Below are 21984 nucleotides of genomic sequence, written 5' to 3'. Positions count from 1 at the left end.
CCTAGTTCGCCGCCAGGACGCGGATCGCGAAGATCAGGGTGTCGCCCGGGTCGACGCCCGCCCGCGGCTCGCCCTTGGGGTACCCGTCGGCCGCGGTGACGGCCGTGACCACCGTCGCGCCGGACCGCTGCCCGACGAGCGCGGTCCGGAAGCCCGTCACCACGTCGGGCAGGGCGATCTCGGCCGAGGTCGAGCGGGCGAAGGCGTCGTCGAAGACCGCGCCCGTCCGGCCGTTCACGCTCTGGTAGCAGACGGTGACCACGGACTTCTCGGTCAGCAGCGCGCCCGAACCCGCCTCGGCGACGACCGTCTGGGACCGGTCCACCCGGTAGGGCGCGTCGACGGTGATGCGCGGCGCCGCGTGTGCGGTCGGCGGCACGACGAGGGCACGGCCCGCGACGCCGTTCAGCGTGATCGCCTTCGCGTCCGCGGCAGGCGCCGCGGCGGGGCAGGCGTCGATGGTGCCGCTCGCGCTGGACGTGGCGGGCGCCTCCGTCGATGCGCCGCACCCGGCGAGGGGGACGGCGCAGGCCGCGGCGGCGGCGACGGTGAGGCGCGCGAACGGTGCATCCACGCCCGGCACGCTACTCGGTATCGCCTTCGCAGGTGCGAATCGGCCGGAACCCGGGGGAGGCGTTCACCGGCCCACGACCTTCGCGGGTTGTAACACGCCGTTAACACCTCCTCGCTTAGGGTCGATCCCATGGACCGGCAGCAGGAGTTCGTGCTTCGCACCATCGAGGAACGGGACATCCGCTTCGTGCGGCTGTGGTTCACCGACGTCCTCGGCTTCCTCAAGTCCGTGGCGATCGCCCCCGCGGAGCTGGAGGGCGCGTTCACCGAGGGGATCGGCTTCGACGGCAGCTCGATCGAGGGCTTCTCCCGCGTCTCGGAGGCGGACACCGTCGCCAAGCCCGACCCGTCGACCTTCCAGGTGCTGCCCTGGACCAGCGGCGACGGGGAGATGCACTCCGTCCGCATGTTCTGCGACATCGCGATGCCCGACGGGACGCCGTCCTGGGGCGACAGCCGGCACGTGCTGCGGCGCCAGCTCAACCGCGCCGCCGATCTCGGCTTCTCCTGCTACGTGCACCCGGAGATCGAGTTCTACCTCCTGAAGAAGGAGTCCGGGCCGCACGGCATGCCGATCCCCGCCGACAACGGCGGCTACTTCGACCAGGCCGTGCACGAGTCGGCGCCGAACTTCCGGCGCAAGGCGATCGAGGCCCTCGAGGCGATGGGGATCTCCGTCGAGTTCAGCCACCACGAGGCGGGCCCCGGCCAGCAGGAGATCGACCTGCGGTACGCGGACGCGCTCTCCATGGCGGATAACGTGATGACCTTCCGCTACCTGGTCAAGGAAGTCGCGATGACCGAGGGCGTGAAGGCCTCCTTCATGCCGAAGCCCTTCTCGGCCCACCCGGGCTCGGGCATGCACACCCACATGAGCCTGTTCGAGGGCGACTCCAACGCCTTCCACGACCCCGACGACGAGTTGCAGCTCTCGTCCACCGGCAAGGCCTTCATCGCGGGCATCCTGCACCACGCGCCCGAGATCTCCGCCGTCACCAATCAGTGGGTGAACTCCTACAAGCGCCTGGTGACCGGCGACGAGGCGCCCACGGCCGCCACGTGGGGCGCCGCGAACCGCTCCGCCATGGTCCGCGTGCCGCTGTACACCCCGAACAAGGCGAGCAGCCGCCGCATCGAGGTGCGCTCGCCCGATTCGGCGTGCAACCCGTACCTGGCGTTCGCGGTCCTCTGCGCCGCCGGGCTCGAGGGCATCAAGGGCGGCTACGAGCTGCCCGAGGCCGCCGAGGACGACGTGCGGCAGATGACCGCCCGCGAGCGCCGTTCCATGGGCTTCAAGGACCTGCCCGCCAGCCTCGACGACGCCCTCGTGCTCATGGAGAAGAGCGAATTGGTCGCGGAGACGCTGGGGGAGCACGTCTTCGAGTACTTCCTACGCAACAAGTGGTCCGAGTGGAACGACTACCGCGCGGTGGTCACCCCGTTCGAGCTCGACCGCTTCCTCTCGCTGTAGGACGGGGCCGACGGTGCCGCCCACGAACCGCGAGGTCCGCCGCCCGAGCGCGGGCCGGTTGGGCCTCCTGGACTCCAACGCCGAACAGAACCTCGAATCCCTGGGATGGGCGAACGCCGAGTGCGCTGACGTCCTCTGGGCGCTCTCCCGCGCCGCCGACCCGGACTGGACGCTGCGCGCCCTCGTGCGCCTGCGGGAATCCGCGGGCGACGACTGGCCGGAGATCGCCGAACTGATCCGTGGCGACAAGACCTTCCGCGGCCGGCTCTTCGGTCTCCTCGGCGCCTCCGATGCGCTCGGCGACCACCTCATCAGCCATCCCGCCTCGTGGCGGCTGCTGCGGGACACCGCGCCGCTGCGCTCGCGTGACGACCTGATCACCGCGATGCTCGCCACGGTCGACGCCGTGAAGGTGCCGGGGCGCCGCGACGACGACCTGCTCTACCGCGCGGCGATCACCGGCGGCGCAGCGATCGCGGCGCTGCGGGACGGCTACCGCGACCTGGTGATGGTGCTCGCCGCCCGCGACCTCGCCGAGCTGGTGGAGAACGAGCCCACGCTGCCCTTCTCCCTCGTGGGCGCCCACCTCGCCGACCTCGCCGACGCGGCGCTCACCGCCGCTCTGTCGGTCGCGGTCGCCACCGTGCATCCCGACTCCGACCCGCAGGGCCGGCTCGCCGTGGTCGCCATGGGCAAGTGCGGCGCCCGGGAGCTGAACTACGTCTCCGATGTGGACGTGATCTTCGTGGCCGAGCCCGCCGACGGCGCCTCGGCCCGACTCGCGGGCGAGATGATGCGGATCGGCTCCGCCGCCTTCTTCGACGTCGACGCCGCGCTGCGGCCGGAGGGCAAGGCCGGCAGCCTCACCCGCACGTTGGAATCGCATGTGGCGTACTACAAGCGGTGGGCGAAGACCTGGGAGTTCCAGGCGCTGCTCAAGGCCCGGCCGCAGACCGGCGACCTGGAGCTGGGCCACGAGTACCTCGGCGCCCTGAGCCCGATGGTGTGGGAGGCCGCCGAGCGCGAGGACTTCGTGCAGGACGTGCAGGAGATGCGCCGCCGGGTCGAGGAGAACATCGCCCCCGACCTCCGCGAGCGCGAGCTCAAGCTGGGGCGCGGCGGCCTGCGCGACGTCGAGTTCGCCGTCCAGCTCCTGCAACTCGTGCACGGCCGCACCGACGAGACGCTGCGCGAGCGGAGCACCGTCGACGCGCTGGAGGCGCTCACCGTCGGCGGCTACGTCGGCCGCGACGACGGCGCGAACTTCACCGCGTCGTACGAGTTCCTCCGCACGCTGGAGCACCGGCTGCAGCTGCGCCGCATGGAACGCACCCACCTGCTGCCGCCGTCCGACCACGAAGAGGCGTGGCGCTGGCTCGCGCGTGCCGCCCACATCCGGCCCGACGGAGACCGCGACGCCGCCGGCGTGCTGCGGGCCGAGCTCAAGCGGCAATCCGCGCGGGTGCGCCGGCTGCACACCAAGCTCTTCTACCGGCCGCTGCTGGACTCGATCGCGAACCTCGACGCGGACGCGGTGAGCCTGAGCGACGACGCGATCGTCGCGCGACTCGCCGCCCTCGGCTTCCTCCAGCCGCAGCACGCGCTGGCGCACCTCAAGGCGATGGCCGACTCGTCGCGGCGCGGCCGGATCCAGACGATCCTGCTGCCGACCCTGCTCGAATGGCTCAGTGAGACCCCGAATCCCGATGCGGGCCTGCTGAACTACCGCAAGCTCTCCGAGGACCTGCGCGATGTGGAGTGGTACCTGCGGGTCCTGCGCGACGAGTCGGTCGTCGCGCAGCGGCTCATGACGGTGCTCGGCTCCTCGACCTTCGTGGCCGAGCTGCTGGCCCGCTCGCCCGAGGTGATCCGCCTCTACTCGGACGGCGCCACCGGCCCCAAGCTCATCGAGCCCTCGCCGCGCGAGGTGTACAACGGGATGCTCGCCGCGGTCAGCCGGGCTCACCACCGGGACCGCGCGATCGCCGTGGCGCGGGCCATGCGGCGCAGCGAGATCGCCCGCGTCGCCTCGGCCGACATCCTCGGCATGATGACGGTGCCCGAGGTCTGCGCGGCCCTGTCGTCGGTGTGGGGCGCGGCCCTCGACGCCGCGCTGGTATCCGAGGTCGCGACGTCGGTGGTCGAGCGCGAGTCCAGCCGCAGCGCCTATCCGGCCGGCGCGCCTGCGCGGATCGCCGTGATCGGCATGGGCCGGCTCGGCGGCCACGAGATCGGTTACGGCTCCGACGCCGACGTGCTGTTCGTCTGCGCGCCGAACGAGGGCTACGAGGACTCCGACGCCGTGCGCTGGGCCAACCAGGTGGCCGACGCCGTGCGGACGCGGCTCGGCGCACCGTCGGTGGACCCCGGCCTGGAGGTCGACACGGGCCTGCGCCCCGAGGGCCGCAACGGCCCCGTCGTTCGGACGCTGGCCGCCTACCGCGCCTACTACCAGCAGTGGGCGCAGCCGTGGGAGGTGCAGGCGCTCCTGCGCGCCACGCACGTGGCCGGCGACGAGGACATCGCCCGCGAGTTCCTGCACCTGGTCGACGAGACGCGGTACCCCGAGGGCGGCGTCTCGCCCACGACGGTCAACGAGCTGCGTCGCATCAAGGCCCGCGTCGATTCGGAACGGCTGCCCCGAGGCGCGGACCCGGCGACGCACACCAAGCTCGGCCGCGGCGGCCTCTCCGACGTGGAGTGGACGGTGCAGCTCGAGCAGCTGCGGCACGCCAGCGCGGTGCCCGCGCTGCGCAACACCTCCACCCTCGAGTCGCTCGACGCCATCGAGGAGAACGAGCTGCTCCCGGCGGCCGACGTCGAGCTGCTGCGGGCGGCCTGGCTCACCGCCACCCGCGCCCGTAATGCCCTGTTCCTGGTGCGCGGCAAGCCCGTCGACCAGCTGCCGGGGCCGGGCGCGGTGCTCTCCAACGTGGCCTACGTGGCCGGCTGGCGCGGCACCTCGCTGGACTTCCTCGACGACTACCTGCGCACGACCCGCCGCGGGCGCGCCGTGGTCGACCGGGTCTTCTGGGGCGAATAGCGCCGCAGCGGGCAGGATGTCCGCATGAGGTTCTTCTTCCGGACGGCGGCGAGCATCGTCGGCACCGCGGCCCTGCTGGGCGCGATCCTGGCTCTCGTCCTGCACTTCTGGCCCGGCACCGACCGCATCACGGTCGCGGCCGCCGCGGTCTCGCCGGTGCTGTTGGTGGCGTGCATCGCTCTCGCCGTGGTGTGCCTGCTGTACGTCCGCGCACTGCTGCGCCTGGTGCTGGCAGTGGCGGTGGCCGCGGCGGGGATCTGGGTGCAGGCGCCCCTGTGGCGCGGCGAGCCGGCGCCCACTGGCCAGGCGCTGACCGTGCTGACCGCGAACATCCAAGTGGGTGCGGGCGATACGGATGCGCTCGCGAAGCTGGTGCGCGACAACCGCGTCGACGTGCTCGCCGTCCTCGAGGTGACGGACGAGGCGGCCCAGCGGATCGGAGCGTCGAGCATCGCCACCGACCTGCCGCACTCGTTCGTGCGGTCGGCGGCCCTCGCCGACGGCACGGCGCTCTACAGCCGCCACCCCCTCACGAGCACCGGCGTCGTCCCCGGCTTCGTCATGAACGCGCTGACCGCCGTCGCCACCGTCCCCGGCCGGGGCGACGTGCAGCTCTTCGCGCTCCATCCCGTGCCGCCCCTGGACGCCGGTACCTGGGACTCCGAACTGCGCCGGATCGGGGCCCTCCTGCAGGGCGTGCCCGAGGGGAGGCCCGTCGTCGCCCTGGGCGACTACAACGCCACCTACGATCACGTGCGCTTCCGCAGCCTGCTCACGGGCGGCTACCGCGACGCGGGACAGCTCGCGGGCGCCGGGTGGCTGCCGACCTACCCGACGGACAAGGCCTACCCGCCGGTGGTCGGCATCGACCACGTCCTGCTGCGCGGGCTCGGCGCCGCCTCCGTGTCCGGGCACGAGGTGCCGGGCGCGGACCATCGCGCGGTGCTCGCCCGCGTGGGCTGAGCGCGGCGTCGTCCGGGCCGGCTCAGGCCACGCGGAGCTCCAGGCAGTTCTCGACGTTGAACAGTCGCAGCGTGCGCTGCGCGCCGACCGGGATCTCACCCAGCACCGCGGCGGTCGCGACCACGCGGGGCTCCGACGCCGTCATCGTCGCACCCCGGCGCAGGAGGTCGACGGTGCCCGCCGCGCGGATGTTGCGGACCCAGTCCGTGTCGGGCCCGTACGGCAGGGCGATGAGCAGGGTGCCGCGGTCGGTGTCGAAGGCGTCCACGGGGGTCTCGTAGGACTTGCCGCTGCGGCGGCCCACGTGCCGCACGACGGTGCGGGTGGAGTCGGGGGACTCGGCGTCACCCATCGACCGGGGATTGGTGAAGTCCCGGTTGATGCGGCGGACGAGGTCGAGGATCGGGCGGATCCGGAACCGGATGCCCGCGAGGATCACGGCGACCGCCGCGAGGGGGAGGAGCACGACGGCTCCGACGACGACGGACAGTACGCGCATGACGCCTCCTGGGGATCGGGTGATCCCAGTCTTGCGGCGCGGTCGTCGCAGCGCATCAGGGCGATCCCTGAATCCGCGGCGGCGCGGCCTCGCGGGCCTGGCGGCTACGAGGCGGAGAGGATCTTGATCGCGAAGATCAGCGTGTCTCCGGCCTGGATGCCGGCGGAGGGCTGGCCGGTGACGTAGCCGTCCATCGGCGCGATGGCCACGCCCACCGAGGTGCCGACCTTCTGCCCGGCGATGGCCTTCTTGAAGCCGGGGATCACGCCGTCCAGGGAGAAGGAGGCGGGCTTGCCGCGGTCGTAGGTGCTGTCGAAGCGCTCGCCGGTCCGGCCGTTCACGCCCAGGTAGCAGACGGAGACCGTCGCCGCCTCGCCCACCACGGCGCCGTCGCCGGGCGGGTTGAAGGCCTGGACGTGGGTCTGCGCCACGGAGAAGGGCTTCTCGACGGTGATCTGCGGCGACGCGGTGTCGGTCGGCCCGGTGACCACGATCGACCCCGTCTGGCCCTGGTAGGTCCAGTCGGGCGAGTTCGCCGTGCTGGGCGCGCCCGTCGGGCAGGCCGCGGAGGCCTCCGGCGTGCTGCAGGCGGTGAGCGCCCCCGCCGCGAGGACGGCGGCGACGACGGCGAGGGTCGGGCGGGAGGCACGCATGGACTCGAACCTACCGCGTCGCCGGAGGTTCACAGTGAGGTCCCAGGCTCGGCAGAGCGAATGCCGGACGCGCGTTGGGTAGCGTGTGGCCGTGGGAACGCGTGGGACGGTGGCGGAGCTGGCGCGGATCGCCCGCCTCGACGGTGCCGCGCGACGCGCCGTGGGGGCCGCGGAGCGGCTGCTCGGCGGGCTCGGGCGCGGCGAGATCGTCTACCTCATCGGCGTCGCCGGACACCCCAACCTGGGCGACGAACTGGTGCTGCGGATCTGGCTCCGGCACCTGGCGCGGGTCCGGCCCACCGCCACCGTCGTGGTCGACGTCGCGCACGTGGGAGAGGCGGCGTTGCTCTTCGCCGGCGACCACCCGCGCGCCGTGTTCGTGGACACGCTGTGGCGGCTCGCCCGCGCCGCCGACGAGAACCCCGATCTGCGGTCGGGGACGGCCGCCCAGGACTGGGTCGCGGGCGCCGCGACCGATATGCGGATCGCGCCGGGGCTGGCGGAGGGCGTCGACCACCTGCTGCGCGCCGCCAGTATCCACGTCATCGGCGGCGGCTACGTGAACCGGCAATGGCCCCAGTGGTTCCCGGTGATCTCGGCGGTGGCCGCCGTCGCCCGGCGCACCGGCACGCCCGCGTACGCATCCGGACTCGGGCTCCTCCCGCTGCCCGAGGCCGCCGACCTCGAGCGGTTCCTCGGCGACGCGGCGGCCTTCGCGGTCTTCGACGTGCGGGACCGCCCGTCCTTCGAAGCGCTGCGGGGCGTGCCCGGCGCTTCGTTCACGGGCGACGACGTGTGGCTCGGGCTCGACACCGCGGCCGGCCGGCCGGGAATCGGGCGCGGTTTCGGCCGGGCGCCCGCGGTCCCCGCGCTGCCCGGCGAGGTGGTGCTGTGCATGCAGGAGGACCTGTCCGAGGGCTTCGTCCGCGGCGGCCTGTCCGGCGCGCCCGCGCTGGCCGCCCTCGCCCGCGACGTGCTCGACGCGTGGGACGTGCCCGGCGACCGGGTGACCGTCGTCGAGGGCATACCGGGCCACGACTACACCGTCCCGAAGCTGTTGGGGGACAGGATCGACGGTGCGCGGATCATCCCGTTCCTCGACGTCTGGCGCACGGGCCTGCCCGTCGGCGAGGGGCGCACGTGGATCAGCTCGCGGTTCCACCCGCACCTCCTCGCCGCCGCCGCGGGCGACAGCGGCGTCGCGGTGGTGCCCAAGCGGGAGTACTACGACATCAAGCACGGCTCGCTCATCGACGCCGGGTCGCGGTGGACCGTCGTGGACGACGCCGCACCGCTCCCCGCCCGGCCCGATGCCGGAGGATTCCCGGAGGCGGACCGTCGGGCCAACGTCGCGCGGAAGGCCGCGCTCGCCGAGACGCTGTACCCGAGGGGTGGGCGAGGCTAGGAGGAATCCGGGCGGGCGGAACTGCGGCCGAGATTCTTGGCGTCGTGCTGCCTGGACATGTCCGCAGTGGGGATGACGAGCACCTCGCCGTCGGGCAGCGTGGTGCTCACCCGCGGGCGCGCCGGGCCGGAACCGGCGCCGGAACGGTCGACCACGTCGTTCCCCTTGAGTTCGGTCTCGAACATCATCGCCTCCCGTTCTCCACCGAGGTTACGCTCGGCGGGGTGCATTCGACTCGGCTGATTCTGATCAACGGCGCTCCCGGCTCGGGCAAGTCGTCGATCGCCGCTGCGCTTGCCGACGAGGACCCGGCGATGGTCATGATCGACGTCGACCGGCTCAAGCACGCCCTACCCGACTGGGACAGGGCCCCGATCGAGTCGGGGATCCGCGCCCGGGAGCAGGCCCTCGACGCCGCTGAGGTGCACTTGCGAGCGGGCCTCGATGTGGTGCTGGGGCAGTACCTCGCACGGACGCCGTTCATCGAGGCACTGGAACGACTCGCGGACCGATGCGGTGCACGCTTCGCCGAGATCGTCCTCGACCTGGACGCCGCGGAACTCGCGGCCAGACTGGAGGCGCGGGCGGCGGCCCCCGACCGCCCCGAGCACGCGGTCAACAATCGTCTGGTCGGCGCGGCGGACGCCGATGCGTTGGTGGCATCGCTGGAGCCGCTGCGCGCGTTGCGGCCGACCGCCGTCCGGATCGATGCATCGGGTTCGCTGCCCGTCACGGTCGCACGCGTGCGCGACGCCCTGCCCGACCGGGGACCTGACGGGGGAGCGCACCGTCGGGCCAGGAGGACGTGAAACGGCCCCGCACCCGGGAAGCAGGTGCGGGGCCGAATCAGATCGCGGCGCTACGGATCACACGTCGTAGTAGAGCTCGAACTCGTACGGGTGCGGGCGGAGGTTCACCGGGGCGATCTCCTTCTCGCGCTTGTAGGAGATCCACTCCTCGATGAGGTCCTCGGTGAACACGCCACCGGCGGTGAGGTACTCGTGGTCCTCCTCGAGGCGGTCGATCACGTCCGAGAGCTGGGTGGGGGCCTGCGGGATGCCCTTGGCCTCCTCGGGCGGCAGCTCGTAGAGGTCCTTGTCGACGGGGGCGTGCGGCTCGATCTTGTTCTTCACGCCGTCCAGGCCGGCCATCATCATGGCGGCGAAGGCCAGGTACGGGTTGCCCGAGGAGTCGGGGCAGCGGAACTCGATGCGCTTGGCCTTCGGGTTGTTGCCCGTGATCGGGATGCGCACACACGCCGAGCGGTTGCGCTGGCTGTACACCAGGTTGATCGGGGCCTCGTAGCCCGGCACGAGGCGCTTGTACGAGTTGATCGTCGGGTTCGTGAAGGCGAGCAGCGACGGGGCGTGGTGCAGGATGCCGCCGATGTACCAGCGCGCGATGTCCGACAGACCGCCGTAGCCGGCCTCGTCGTAGAACAGCGGCTTGCCGTCCTTCCACAGCGACTGGTGGGCGTGCATGCCCGAGCCGTTGTCACCGAACAGCGGCTTCGGCATGAACGTGACGGTCTTGCCCTCCTGCCACGCGGTGTTCTTGACGATGTACTTGAACAGCTGGACGTCGTCGGCCGCGTGGAGCAGCGTGTCGAACTTGTAGTTGATCTCGGCCTGGCCGCCGGTGCCGACCTCGTGGTGGCCGCGCTCGAGCGTGAAGCCGGCGTTCTTGAGGTTGGTGGAGATCTTGTCGCGCAGGTCCACGTAGTGGTCGTACGGCGCGACGGGGAAGTAGCCGCCCTTGTTGCGGACCTTGTAGCCGCGGTTGGGGGAGCCGTCCTCCTCGATCGGGCGGCCGGTGTTCCAGGAGCCGGAGACCGAGTCGACCTCGTAGAACGAGCCGTTGATGGTCGAGTCGTAGGACACCGAGTCGAAGATGTAGAACTCGGCCTCGGCACCGAAGAAGCAGGTGTCGGCGATGCCGGTGCTGAGCAGGTACTCCTCGGCCTTGCGCGCGATGTTGCGCGGGTCGCGGGTGTACGCCTCACGGGTGAACGGGTCGTGGACGAAGAACGAGATGTTCATGGTCTTCGCGGCACGGAAGGGATCGATGCGCGCCGTGGTGACGTCGGGCAGCAGCATCATGTCGGACTCGTCGATCGACTGGAAGCCGCGGATCGACGAACCGTCGAACGCCAGGCCGTCCTCGAAGACGCTCTCGTCGAACGCCTCGGCGGGGATGCTGAAGTGCTGCATCGTGCCGGGCAGATCGCAGAAGCGGATGTCGACGTACTCGACGTTCTCCTTCTTCAGGTAGTCGAGAAGTTCCTCTTTGGTAGTGAACACCTGTTACTGGCTCCTTCGTCGTCCGGCGGTGACGGTCGCGGTCGTACCGTTCGCACCACCACCGAGGTTACGAGAATGAACGTTATGGACGAGGTGTTGCCCGAGAACTAACGCAATGTTTCAACGGTGTTACACATCGAGGGTGGTCCGGGAGGCCGCCGAATCGGACCCCACGTACCCTGGGAGCCATGCGTCGAGAAACGGGATCATGGCTGTCCGGAGCCTCCGCGGCCCTGCCGGAGGGCTCCCACGGGGAGTACCGCGGGCAGGCGCTGGGGCTGCCGCGCGACGGTGCCGGGTCCGCCGCCGGCTCGGGCCGCCGCGTGCTGGGGCTGTTCCTCGACTGGGTGCCGTCCGCGCTGATCGCGGTGGCGATCGTGGGCCCGAGCCGCGTCTTCGCGGGGGAGCCGACCGCCTTCGACACGCTCGCGCTGGGCATCTGGTTCGCCGTGGGCGTGCTGTCGGTGACCCTGTTCGGCTTCACGCCGGGCCAGTACTTCGCCGGCCTGCGCGTCGCCCGGATCGAGAACGCGCAGATGCGCGTCGGTCTCGTCCGCGCGCTCGCGCGCAACCTGCTCATCGTGTTCATCGTGCCGCCGCTGATCCAGGACGTGGACGGCCGCGGCATGCACGATCGCGCCACCGGAACGATCCTCGTCAAGGCCCGCTGAGAACGAGCTCGACGTCCCGCCGAGACGACTCAGGGCCCGCCGAGACGACTCAGGGCCCGCCGAGACGACTCAGGGCCCGCCGTAGCGGGCCCCGAGGGCGGGATCAGTTGGAGCCGGTCTTGCGCCGGACGGTGCGCTGCACGCTGCGCATCTTGGCACCCTGCGGCAGCGGGCCGCGCGGCATCTGCGCGCCGCCGCTCCGGTTGGACAGGGCGGCGAGCCGGCCCTCCAGCTCGTCGATCTTCTTGCCGTTGATGTTCGACGGGAGCTTGTTCAGCGAGCGCTGCAGCTTCCGCAGCGGGACCTGCCCCTCCTCGTTGCCCACGGTGAACTCGTAGATCGGCGTCTGGCCCACGACGCGCGCCGTCTTCTTCTTCTCCTGCGCGAGCAGGCCCTTGATGCGGCCCTCGTTGCCCTCGGCCACGAGGATCACGCCGGGCTTGCCGATCACGCGGTGCACGGCGTCGGCGTGGGTGGTGCGGGCGACGGCCTGCGTCACGCGCCACGAACCGCGCATGTTGTCGAGCGCCCAGCCGGCGGCGCCGACCTGTCCCTCGTTCTTCGTGTACACGCTGCGCTCGAGGCGGCGCGTGAACACGATGAACGCGCCGAGCGCGCCGAGCAGCACGCCGAGGATGAGGAACATCCACCACGGCTGGCCGATGAGGACGCCGAGACCGATCGACAGCGCGACCGCGACGACGAAGACGCCGACCATGATCGGCACCAGCGCCTTGTCTTCCTTGCGCTGCATCTGGAACGCCTGCCACATCTGCTTGCGGCGTTCCTTCGAAGCGGCCCGCCGTGCCCGCTTCGCCTCGGCCTTCTGTGCCTTGAGCTTGTCGGCCGCTGCCTTGTCCTGTGCCATGTCTCCCAGCTTAATGTTCTACTTCGCGGCGGCGGCCATGCGGCTCAACACCGACGTGGCCTCCTGCGCGGCGTCGCCCTCCGCGGTGAGGTGCGCCATGTTGGCCGGGATCGGCCGACCGTGGTGCGCCATCGCCTTCGCGTAGAGCTTGCCCGCGCGGTACGACGAGCGCACCAGCGGACCGGCCATGACGCCCGCGAAGCCCATCTCCTCGGCGGCCTGCGTGTGCTCGACGAACTCCTCGGGCTTGACCCACCGCTCCACGGGGTGGTGCCGCGGCGACGGGCGCAGGTACTGGGTGATGGTGATGATGTCGCAGCCCGCGTCGTGCAGGTCGCGCATCGCCTCCGTCACCTCTTCGGGGGTCTCGCCCATGCCGAGGATGAGGTTCGACTTGGTGACGAGGCCGAAGTCGCGGGCCTGGCGGATCACGTCGAGCGACCGGTCGTAGCGGAACGCCGGGCGGATGCGCTTGAAGATGCGCGGCACCGTCTCCAGGTTGTGGGCCAGCACCTCGGGGCGCGACTCGAAGACCTCCGCGAGCAGCTCCGGCTTGGCGTGGAAGTCGGGGATCAGGTTCTCGACGCCCGTGTTCGGGTTCAGCTTGTGGATCTGGCGCACGGTCTCGGCGTACAGCCAGACGCCCTCGTCGGGCAGGTCGTCGCGCGCGACGCCCGTGATGGTGGAGTAGCGCAGGCCCATCGCCTGCACCGACTCGGCCACGCGGCGCGGCTCGTCGCGGTCCAGTTCCGCCGGTTTGCCCGTGTCGATCTGGCAGAAGTCACAGCGGCGGGTGCACTGCTCGCCGCCGATGAGGAAGGTGGCCTCGCGGTCCTCCCAGCACTCGTAGATGTTGGGGCAGCCCGCCTCCTCGCACACCGTGTGGAGGCCCTCACGCTTGACGAGGCCCTTGAGCTCGGTGAATTCAGGGCCCATCTTCGCGCGCGTGCGGATCCAGTTCGGCTTGCGCTCGATCGGGGTCTGTGCGTTACGGACCTCGAGGCGGAGTAGCTTGCGGGGGTTCTCCGGGGTACTCACCCGGTCCATGCTACGCCCGGTCCCGCGGCCCGCCGGTGGCGCGGGTCACGCCCGATCGACCGCGATCCTTCGATCATCTAATCTGGCTCGGACGGAAGGTGTGGCGATGGTGCAGGGGAGGACCCCGTGGGGCACGTTCGGCGTGCTCTACCTGGTGTTCTTCCTCATGGGCGCCGAGATGAATCTCGTCGCTCCGCTGCTGCCGGACATCGCGCGGTCGTTCGGTGCGTCGACCGGCGCCGCGGGCAACGTCGTCACCGCGTACGTCCTCTGCTACGCCGTCACCGGGCCGCTGTTCGGCCGGCTCTCGGACCGCCTCGCGCGCCGGCACGCGATCGCCGTCGGGATGGCGGTCTTCGCCGTGGCGGACGTCCTGAGCTACGTCGCGCCGTCGCTGGGGCTCCTCGTCGCGGCGCGGGCGCTGTCGGGGCTCGGCGCGGCCCTCGGCGCACCGTCGATCTGGGCCTACCTCGCCGAGTACGCCGCGCCCGCACAGCGCGGACGGGCCGTCTCGCTGGGCGCGGCCGCCTACGCGGGCGGGCAGGTCCTCGGCGTCCCGCTGGGAGCGCTCCTCGCGCACGGACTCGGCTGGCGCGCGCCGTACCTGCTGATCGGCGTGCCGATGCTGGTGGTAGCCGCGGTGACCGCGCTGCGGCTGCCGTCCGCCGGGCCGACCGCGCCGGGCCCGGACCGGGGCGGCCTGTTCGCGCCGTGGCGGGACCGCCGGATCGCGCTGGCGTTCACGTCGTCGCTCCTGCTCCAGGCCGGCCGGCTCGGCGCGTACACCTATGTGGGCGTGCTCCTGTCGCAGCGGTTCGGCTACGGCCTCACCGCGCTGGGCCTGATCGGGCTCGTCGTGGGCATCGGCTCGATGACGGGCTCCGTGGCGACGGGGGCGCTCGTCGACCGCCTGGCCCGGCCCGGTGTGCACCCGGCGTGGGTGCCGGCGGGCGCGGCACTGGTGGTCGCCGCGGGGGTGGCGGTCGCCACGACGGCGACGGTCCCGGCGGTCGCCATCGCGGCGATCGCGGTGTGGTGCGCGGGCGGCGGCGCCTTCTTCTCGGCCCAGCAGACCTACCTCTCCTCCGTCGATCCCGACAACCGCGCCGCGGTGCTCGGCTGGAACAACGCGTGCACCAACGCCGGTATCGCCGCGGGCACCTCGGTGCTGGGCGCGGTCGCCGTGGGCGGCCCGGTGTTCGCCGCCGCGGCCACCGGGTTCGCCGTGGCCGCGTCGCTCCTGTCCTTCGCCTCCGTCCGCCTCGGCGCCGCGCCGTCCCGGGCCCAGCGGACCCGGGACGCGGCCGTCACGGCTTCGACGGCCACCACACGCGGTCGCCGAGCGCGGTGATCGCCGCCGGCACGAAGACGGTCCGCACCACGACGATGTCGATCAGCAGGCCGATGCCGATGGTCGAGCCGATCTGCAGCAGGTTGATCACGCTGCCGCTCATCAGCGCGAACATCGTGATGGCGAAGACCAGTCCGGCGGTGGTGATCACGCTGCCGGTGGTGCCGAACGCGCGGAGCACGCCGCGCACCGTCGAATCCCCGGCGGCCTCCTCGCGGATCCGGTCCGCGAACAGCATGCTGTAGTCCGCGCCCACCGCGACCAGCGCCATGAAGGCGATCGGCAGCACCGACCAGTCGACGGGGATCCCCAGGCCGTGCTGCCAGAGCAGCACCGACGCACCCGCGGCGGCGGCGAAGGACAGCACCACCGTGGCGACCATGAGCGCCGCCGCGATCACCGCCCGGAGCAGCACCAGCAGCACCAGGAAGACGCCGATCACCGCGACCAGCCCGAAGAGCAGGAAGTCCCGCAGCACCTGCTCGCGCATCTGCGCCGAGATCGAGGCCAGGCCGAAGCCGTCCATCGTCGCGGACTCGAGCACGGTGCCGTGCGCCGCCGCCCGCGCGGCGTCGGGGATCGACGCGGCCGTGTTGAGCGCCTCGTCCGAGTACGGGTTGATGCCCCACACCACGAGCATGCGGGCGGACCGGCCGTCGGGCGACATGAGCACCCGCGAGCCGTCGACGAAGCGATCCGACTGCAGTCCCTGGGCGGGCAGGTAGAAGCCGCGGCCCGGGCCGTCGGTCGTGCCGGCGCTGAGCCCGGTGAGGTAGTCCGTGGCGGTGCCGAGGCCCTCCTGGAGGCGGCCCGTCATCTCGACCACCTGATCGGTGCCCGTCTTGACCTGCCCGAGGCCCGCGCTGAGCTGGGACAGGCCCGTGGAGAGCTGGGAGACGCCCGCGTTCAACTCCGCGAGCTGCGCCTTGACCTGCTCGGGGCTGAGGCCCCCGAGGCCCTTGAGGAGCCCCTGCAGCCGGGCCAGCGCGTCGTCGGCCTGGGAGAGCGCGGTCGCCGCGCGGTCCGTCGTCCCCGCGGGCAGCACGACGGTGGCCGCGCGGACCGCCGTCGAGGCCCGCCCGGACGTGGCGCGGTCGAGCTCGGCGAAGGCCCGGCGCGCGGCGGTGCAGTTCGCGTCGGCGGCACAGGCGGGGGAGGCGGGGCCGACCAGGGGGCCGAACACCTCGCCGATCCCGGCGTTCTGCCGCTGCGCGGTCCGGACGGCGTCGGCGGCGGTGGTCAGGGTGGCGACGGCGCTGCGCAGCAGGGCGGTCGCGGCGTTCACGTCGACGGTGCCGCCGCTCGCGGTGGCGAGCGCCTGCTGGGCGGAGGTCAGGGCGTCGAGCACGCCGGACGCCAGCCCGGTGACGCGCTGGGTGCCCGCGACGAGCTCCGGTACCCGGCGGGACGCCTCGCCCGCGCCGGTATTGAGCTGGTCCACGCCGGAAGCGAGCGCCTTGAGCTGCGGCGAGGCGTCCTTGAGCTGGCGGTTCGCGTCGCCCAGGCCGTTCGCGACCTGCTGCGTCTGGTAGCCGACGGCCGACTCGGGGATCGGCTTCCCGTCGGGCCGGGTGATCGACCGGACGTAGGCCACCTGCGGCAGGTTCGACACCCCGATCGCGATGGATTCGAGCGCGGCGAGGTCGTGGGTGTTGCGCATGTCGTGGTCGGCGCGGATGAGCAGGAACTCGGGCACCGCCTCGTTGACGCCCCAGTGCTCCATGACCGTCTCGTAGCCGTTGCGGGAGTCGGTGGCCCGCAGCTGCATCCGGTTCTCGTCGAAGCCGATCACCATGCTCGGCAGCACCGCCGCGGCGGCGAGGAGGACCACGAGCGCGGCCGCCGAGAGCGGCACCGCGCGGCGCATCACCTTCGCGCCGGTGCGGCGCCAGCGCTTCTCGGTGCCCGGGCGGGGCTCCACCCAGCCCCGCGCGCCGAGGTAGCGCAGCAGGGCCGGCGGCAGCGTGAGGGCGATGAGGCAGGTCACGATGATCGAGATCGTGGTCGGCAGGCCGGCGGTGACGAAGATGCCGACCTTGCAGAAGATCATCGCGCCGCTCGCCACGGCGATGGTGAGGGCCGAGGCGACGATGATGCGCCCGACGCGCGTCGACGCGGCGACCGCGGCCTCGTCGGACGGGATCCCCGCGCGCCGCGCCTCGTGGTACCCCGCGACGGCGAAGATCGCGTAGTCGGTGGCCGCGCCCAGCACCATCGCGGTCATGATCGCGATGGAGAAGTTGGACACGGGGATCACCTCGTGTTCGCCGAGCAACGAGACGATGGGCCGCGCGACGGCGAGCGAGAGGCCGATGGTCAGCAGCGGGACCATCGCCGCGCCGATCGACCGGTAGGTGACGAGCAGCAGCGCCATGATGAGCACCACGGAGACCGCGGTGATGACGAGCAGCGACGCGTCGATCGCGGTGAACAGGTCCGACAGCGTCGGTGCCGTGCCCGTGAACTCGACGGTGGTGCCCGCCGGCGCCGGGATCGAACGGATGGTCTCCCGGATCGCCTCGGTGCTCGATTGCGCCCGCGTGGAACCGATGTCGCCGACCTCGGCGACGAGCAGGTTGATCGCCCTACCGTCGGGGCTCAGGCCCACCTCGCGGGCGGCCGGCTTACCGAAGGTGTCGATGACGTAGGCGACGTGCTCCTTGTCGGCCTCGAGCGCGCTGGTGAGAGCGCGGTAGTACTGCTCCTGCTCGGGGCCGATCCTCCCCTCGGCGGCGACGATGACGTTGCCCTGCGCCGTGGACGACGGGGTGCCGAACTCCTCGGCCATGGCGCGCAGCCCGTCGACGCCGGGCAGGTCGCCCGGGATGAACGGTGCCGAGTGCTTGTGGACCGTGACCTCGAGTTGCGGCACCGCGACGTTGAGGATGCCGGCCACGCCGACCCAGAACAGCAGGATCCAGGCCGCGTAGCGCACGCAGAGTCGGCCGAGCCGCGCGAAGAAGGGCTGCTTCGCTGCGGAATTACTATGGGCGTCGATCACGGTCACCTTCCGGTCCGCCGGAGGAGATCCGGCCGTGGTCCAAAAATCGAACTGGACTGATAGGTGTGAACCGTATCTCTATCGGCGAGGCGCGCCTAGTGCGTCGCGGTGTGGGTTCCGCCGCAGAGCGGCAGGGGGAGTGACATGCGTCACAACGAGGGCGAGGTCGACCGCCCGCTACCCGGGCGACCGGTCCGCGGTTCGGACTCCGGGCGGCCGATGATGGCCGCGCTCGACCTCTTCGGCCGGCGGTGGGCGCTGCGAATCGTGTGGGAGCTGCGCTTCGGTAAGTCGCGGTTCTCCGACCTGCGCAACGAGATCGAGGGCATCTCGTCGAGCACGCTCTCGCAGCGGCTCTCCGAGCTCTCGGCGGCGCACATCGTGGCGCAGACGTCCGATGGCGCCTACCGCCTCAGCTACCAGGGCAAGGCCCTCCTGATCGCCCTGGGGCCGCTGGAACTGTGGGCCAAGGCGTGGGCGAAAGCGGTCCGGGACGGCGCGCCGGAGGATCCCGCCGATCGGGCGTGATCGGTCGCTCCGGCGTGCCCCGATCTCGTTGTTCGATCTGACGCGATGGGCTTCGAACAGGTGTAGCATGAAGGCATGGACCTGCCGGGCGTGATTCGCGATCTACCTGGGGAGATGATTCCCGAGGGGCTGGCGGCTGTGCACGGCTATCGGGATCGGCTGTCGAAGCTGGCATTCGAACAGCGCTGTGCGGAGAACGCGGCGTACTGCCGTCGCGTCGCGGCGTTGTACTGCCTGTATCGCACGATGTACGCGGACGCTGAGGCGGAACTGCTGGGGTTGCCCGCGGATGCGGAGATCTCCGATCTGCGGGCCCGTCAGCGGGATCTGCGGTTGCGGGAGACGGAGCTCCAGGCGCAGGTGTCAGTGGTGCTGAGGGTCGGGGCGTCGGCGGCGGACCGCGCGGTGGAGGAAGCGGTGGGGTTCGTCGAGCGCCTGCCGCGGGTGTTCGGGTTGATCGCCGCAGGGGTCCTCTCCGTGCCGGGCGGGCGCGAGGCGCTCGCCCGGTCGCGGGCACTCGGCCGCGCGCAGGTCCGCGAGTTCGACGGTGCCCTCGCCGACCGCTTGGAGGCCGATGCGCGGGAGCTGCTGGCGATCCCGGCGTTGCGGGAGTTCGCGGATCTGCTGGTGGCGCGGATCGATCCGGAGGCGGCGATCAGGCGGCGAGAACGGTCCCGGGATGATCGGACGGTGATCTTCCGGCCGGAGGAGGACGGGTTGGCGTCGGCGTTCGCCCTGCTGCCGGCGGAGGATGTCGCGGAGTTCGAGCGGCGGGTCGATGACATCATCGGCACGGTGTGTGATCAGGATTCGCGGGCGGTGTCGCAGCGTCGCGCGGATGGGCTGATGATGCTGCTGCGCGGGTACGTGACGTTGGGCTGTGACTGCGGGGTGTGCGAGAAGACCGAGCCGCGGGCGGTGGAGGAGGGTGTCGAGGACGGAGTGATCGTCCGGTACCGCGCCCTGGTGCACGTGGTTGTCAACGAACGCACCCTCGCCGATCCGGAGAACGACGAATCGGGGTACCTGAGCGGCTACGGGCCGATCACCGCCGCGCACGCCCGCGATCTCGCCGGACGGGAGGACGCGGTGGTCCGCGAGTTCGGCGAGCGGATCGATACCGCGGGCACCAGCGCGTCCGAGTCGGACGTCACCGCCGATTCCGGCACAGCCGATAGCGCCGATGCTGCCGATCGTGGCGACGACCTCGCTGCAGATCCGGACGCTTCAGATGTCGATGACCCGGATACTGCTGAGATCGCGGGTGATGCGCTCGTCAGGGCTCGAGGTAGCGCGGACTACCGGTTGACCGCGGACCTCGTCCGCTACCTCACGATCCTCCACCCGCGGTGCGTGTTCCCGCTGTGCACCCGCCCGGCGCGGCGTTGCGAGATCGATCATTCCCGCGAGTACGACCACGTCGACCCCGCCCGCGGCGGGCGGACCGCCGCGAACAATCTGCAGCCGCTGTGCAAGAAGCATCACCAGCTCAAGACGGCGGGAGGGTGGATCGACGCACGCCTACCGGATGGTCGGATCCTGTGGATCAACCCGGACGGCGAGCACATCATCGTCGATCCGGCCGGCGTCGTCCTGGCGCTGTTCCCGGACCTGAAGCGGGTGTCGTGGACAGCGCCGGACCTGCCCGATCCGAGGTATCGGGTTCGGAACGGGCCGACCAAGTTGCAGCGCGAACATCGACGCCGCGAACAGATCCGCCAACGCCACCGCGACGCCGCGCAGCGCCTGCGGAACCCGCGTCCTCCGGAGCCTCCGCCGGGCAGGTCGCCGTCGGGTGCAGGCATCAGCATCATCGAGGAACGCCTGCGGTGTGTGCTGCGCGCGCACCGTGCGCAGGTCCGCGCCGAGATCCGCGCCGAACGCGCCGCCGTGCTTCCCGAGGGGCCGACGCACCGTCGACCACCTGAACGGGCCCACTCCGACGACGAGCCGCCCCCGTACTGAGCCCGGTGCGGCCTCAGCGTGCGGTCGGCGCCGACGTCTGGTGCAGTGTCTCGTCCGTGACGGGGAGGTCGCCGTCGAGCGCGCGCTGGACGGCGTCGACGACGGCGTCGCGCACCTCGCCGACGGTGACGTCGCGGCCCAGCTCGGAGCTCAGCGTGGTCACGCCCGCGTCGGGGATGCCGCAGGGGATGATCGCGTCGAAGCCGCCGAGCGTGTTGTCGCAGTTGAGGGCGAAGCCGTGCAGGGTCACGCCGCGCGCCACGCGGATGCCGATGGCGGCCACCTTGCGCTCGGGTCGCGCACCGTCGGCGGGGAACCAGACGCCCGAGCGGCCCTCGACCCGGCCGACCGGGAGCCCGAGGCCCCGGCAGACCTCGATGAGCGCCTGCTCGATCCGGCGGACGTAGTCGACGACGTCCATCGCGGAGCCCAGCTTGATGATCGGGTAGCCGACCAGCTGGCCCGGGCCGTGCCACGTGATCTTGCCGCCGCGGTCGACGTCGATGACGGTGCTGCCGTCCGTCGGCAGGTCCTGCGGCTCGGTGCGCTTGCCCGCGGTGAACGTGGGCGGGTGCTCGAGGAGGAGCAGCCGGTCGCCGATGGCACCGTCGGCGCGCTGGTTCGCGAGGTCGTGCTGGAGGTCGAAGGCCTCCTGGTAACCGATGGTGCCGAGGTCCTCGACCAGGATCGGGTCGGAATCGGCGCGGGCGGAGCGTGCGGGCATGCCCTCGACGCTACGCCCCGTCCGCCATCGCCGCGGCGAGGGCGGCGGGAAGAGTGGTGTGCGCGAACCGGAACCCCGTCTCGTGCAGGACCCGCGGCACGACGCGCTGCGACGAGAGGAGGCCCTCGTCGGCGATCTCGCCGACCACGGCGCGCAGGGCGAACCGCGGCACCACCCACCGCGCCGGACGGCTCACCGTACGGCCCAGAGCCTCGCTGAAGGCCTGCTGCCGCACCGGCGCCGGCGCGACGACGTTGACGGGACCCACGATCGTGCGGGCGAGGGCACCGTCGAGCACGTGCAGGACGGCCCGGGCGGCGTCGTCGCGCGAGATCCACGACATCCACTGGTGCCCGCTGCCGAGCCGGCCGCCCAAACCCAGCCGGTAGACCCGGCGGAGCACCGGGAGCAGCCCGCCGGCGGCGGAGAGGACGTGCCCGAAGCGCAGGTGCGCCACCGTCACGCCCCCGGCGCGGGCCGGAGCGGCGGCGGCCTCCCACTCGACGCAGAGGCTCGCGAGGAAGCCGGATCCCGGCGGCGTGCCGCCGGTTCCGTCGAGGCACTCGGTCTCGCCCGCGTCGCCGTAGACGCCGATGGCGCTCGCGCCCAGGAACACCGGCACGCCGTCGCGCGCGGCCGCCTCGGCGAGCGCCGCGGTGGACTCGATGCGGGAGTCGCGCAACTCCTGCTTGACCGCGCCCGTCCAGCGGTGGCCGGCGAGCGGGGAACCGTTGAGCACGATCACCGCGTCGAAGCCGGCGAGGTCGGGGACCTCGCCACGCGCCGGATCCCAGGGGAGGCCGCGCGCGGAATCACCCCGAACGAGCGGAACGACGGTGTCGCCCCGCCGCGTCAGCGCTCGTGACACCGCAGTGCCGATGAGCCCCGACGATCCGGCGAGGGCGACCCGTCGTTCCATGAGATCGGGTGG

At 71.9% G+C, this 21984-nt stretch carries 19 protein-coding genes; 9 read left to right on the top strand and 10 right to left on the bottom strand.

What is annotated here, in order from left to right; all coding sequences use genetic code 11:
* Position 1: 1 nt before the first annotated feature.
* A complete protein-coding gene (locus BLW32_RS19105; protein WP_068739251.1) occupies positions 2–574 on the bottom strand; it encodes an FKBP-type peptidyl-prolyl cis-trans isomerase in 573 nt (190 codons plus the stop codon).
* Between the two features lie 129 nt (positions 575–703).
* Between BLW32_RS19105 and glnA (BLW32_RS19100) the strand changes: the two genes are divergently transcribed.
* Genes glnA (BLW32_RS19100) through BLW32_RS19090 form a run of 3 tightly spaced genes read left to right on the top strand, consistent with a single transcriptional unit; the run spans position 704 to position 6050 of the window.
* Positions 704–2044: a type I glutamate--ammonia ligase gene (gene glnA / locus BLW32_RS19100; RefSeq protein ID WP_068521156.1), complete on the top strand. Its 1341-nt coding sequence runs from the start codon at positions 704–706 to the stop codon at positions 2042–2044.
* Positions 2045–2057: 13 nt separating this feature from the next.
* Positions 2058–5087: a bifunctional [glutamine synthetase] adenylyltransferase/[glutamine synthetase]-adenylyl-L-tyrosine phosphorylase gene (locus BLW32_RS19095; protein ID WP_068521154.1), complete on the top strand. Its 3030-nt coding sequence runs from the start codon at positions 2058–2060 to the stop codon at positions 5085–5087.
* A 24-nt stretch (positions 5088–5111) separates the two neighbouring features.
* Positions 5112–6050 carry an endonuclease/exonuclease/phosphatase family protein gene (locus BLW32_RS19090; protein WP_068739249.1) on the top strand — a complete coding sequence of 313 codons (939 nt, stop codon included), beginning with the start codon at positions 5112–5114 and terminating at the stop codon, positions 6048–6050.
* A gap of 22 nt (positions 6051–6072) precedes the next feature.
* Here the strand turns inward: BLW32_RS19090 and BLW32_RS19085 are convergent, their stop codons facing one another.
* Positions 6073–6549 (bottom strand): nitroreductase family deazaflavin-dependent oxidoreductase, encoded by a 477-nt coding sequence (locus tag BLW32_RS19085; RefSeq protein WP_068739248.1) that lies wholly within the window; start codon positions 6547–6549, stop codon positions 6073–6075.
* Between the two features lie 104 nt (positions 6550–6653).
* Positions 6654–7202, bottom strand: coding sequence for an FKBP-type peptidyl-prolyl cis-trans isomerase (locus BLW32_RS19080; RefSeq protein ID WP_068521147.1), 549 nt, complete (start codon positions 7200–7202; stop codon positions 6654–6656).
* 91 nt (positions 7203–7293) lie between these two features.
* On the opposite strand from BLW32_RS19080, the gene BLW32_RS19075 reads away from it, so the two are divergent.
* On the top strand, positions 7294–8607 hold the full coding sequence (locus tag BLW32_RS19075; protein ID WP_231857276.1) for a polysaccharide pyruvyl transferase family protein: 1314 nt from the start codon (positions 7294–7296) through the stop codon (positions 8605–8607).
* Here BLW32_RS19075 and BLW32_RS27795 read toward each other — a convergent pair.
* Positions 8604–8795 carry a hypothetical protein gene (locus tag BLW32_RS27795; protein ID WP_170181070.1) on the bottom strand — a complete coding sequence of 64 codons (192 nt, stop codon included), beginning with the start codon at positions 8793–8795 and terminating at the stop codon, positions 8604–8606. The genes BLW32_RS19075 and BLW32_RS27795 overlap by 4 nt on opposite strands.
* 36 nt (positions 8796–8831) lie before the next feature.
* On the opposite strand from BLW32_RS27795, the gene BLW32_RS27790 reads away from it, so the two are divergent.
* Positions 8832–9416 carry a P-loop nucleotide/nucleoside kinase family protein gene (locus BLW32_RS27790; protein WP_068739244.1) on the top strand — a complete coding sequence of 195 codons (585 nt, stop codon included), beginning with the start codon at positions 8832–8834 and terminating at the stop codon, positions 9414–9416.
* Between the two features lie 57 nt (positions 9417–9473).
* On the opposite strand, the gene glnA (BLW32_RS19060) is transcribed toward BLW32_RS27790, so the two are convergent.
* Positions 9474–10907, bottom strand: coding sequence for a type I glutamate--ammonia ligase (gene glnA / locus BLW32_RS19060; RefSeq protein WP_068521110.1), 1434 nt, complete (start codon positions 10905–10907; stop codon positions 9474–9476).
* Positions 10908–11095: 188 nt separating this feature from the next.
* Here glnA (BLW32_RS19060) and BLW32_RS19055 point away from each other — a divergent pair, with 188 nt between their 5' ends.
* Positions 11096–11578, top strand: a complete 483-nt coding sequence (locus tag BLW32_RS19055) for an RDD family protein (RefSeq protein ID WP_068521106.1) — start codon at positions 11096–11098, stop codon at positions 11576–11578.
* A gap of 103 nt (positions 11579–11681) precedes the next feature.
* On the opposite strand, the gene BLW32_RS19050 is transcribed toward BLW32_RS19055, so the two are convergent.
* Complete coding sequence (locus BLW32_RS19050) at positions 11682–12446, bottom strand: DUF4191 domain-containing protein (RefSeq protein WP_068521104.1); 765 nt, start codon at positions 12444–12446, stop codon at positions 11682–11684.
* Positions 12447–12464: 18 nt separating this feature from the next.
* The gene (gene lipA / locus BLW32_RS19045; protein WP_068739242.1) at positions 12465–13493 is read right to left on the bottom strand and encodes a lipoyl synthase; all 1029 of its coding nucleotides are present in this window, start codon (positions 13491–13493) and stop codon (positions 12465–12467) included.
* Positions 13494–13590: 97 nt separating this feature from the next.
* On the opposite strand from lipA, the gene BLW32_RS19040 reads away from it, so the two are divergent.
* On the top strand, positions 13591–14835 hold the full coding sequence (locus tag BLW32_RS19040) for an MFS transporter (RefSeq protein ID WP_082791185.1): 1245 nt from the start codon (positions 13591–13593) through the stop codon (positions 14833–14835).
* Here the strand turns inward: BLW32_RS19040 and BLW32_RS19035 are convergent.
* Positions 14792–17842, bottom strand: coding sequence for an MMPL family transporter (locus tag BLW32_RS19035; RefSeq protein WP_231857275.1), 3051 nt, complete (start codon positions 17840–17842; stop codon positions 14792–14794). The genes BLW32_RS19040 and BLW32_RS19035 overlap by 44 nt on opposite strands.
* Before the next feature lie 138 nt (positions 17843–17980).
* Between BLW32_RS19035 and BLW32_RS19030 the strand changes: the two genes are divergently transcribed.
* A complete protein-coding gene (locus BLW32_RS19030; protein ID WP_068521100.1) occupies positions 17981–18364 on the top strand; it encodes a winged helix-turn-helix transcriptional regulator in 384 nt (127 codons plus the stop codon).
* Between the two features lie 75 nt (positions 18365–18439).
* Positions 18440–20329, top strand: a complete 1890-nt coding sequence (locus BLW32_RS19025; RefSeq protein ID WP_082791159.1) for a DUF222 domain-containing protein — start codon at positions 18440–18442, stop codon at positions 20327–20329.
* A gap of 13 nt (positions 20330–20342) precedes the next feature.
* Here the strand turns inward: BLW32_RS19025 and lipB are convergent, their stop codons facing one another.
* The gene (gene lipB / locus BLW32_RS19020; RefSeq protein ID WP_068739236.1) at positions 20343–21053 is read right to left on the bottom strand and encodes a lipoyl(octanoyl) transferase LipB; all 711 of its coding nucleotides are present in this window, start codon (positions 21051–21053) and stop codon (positions 20343–20345) included.
* A 10-nt stretch (positions 21054–21063) separates the two neighbouring features.
* The gene (locus BLW32_RS19015; RefSeq protein ID WP_068739234.1) at positions 21064–21972 is read right to left on the bottom strand and encodes a TIGR01777 family oxidoreductase; all 909 of its coding nucleotides are present in this window, start codon (positions 21970–21972) and stop codon (positions 21064–21066) included.
* Positions 21973–21984: the final 12 nt, after the last annotated feature.

It is taken from the genome of Tsukamurella tyrosinosolvens (assembly GCF_900104775.1).
In the GTDB taxonomy this organism is placed as follows: domain Bacteria; phylum Actinomycetota; class Actinomycetes; order Mycobacteriales; family Mycobacteriaceae; genus Tsukamurella; species Tsukamurella tyrosinosolvens.
The sequence above is the reverse complement of the archived record's forward strand: the minus strand, read 5'-3'. Positions and strand labels throughout refer to the sequence as shown.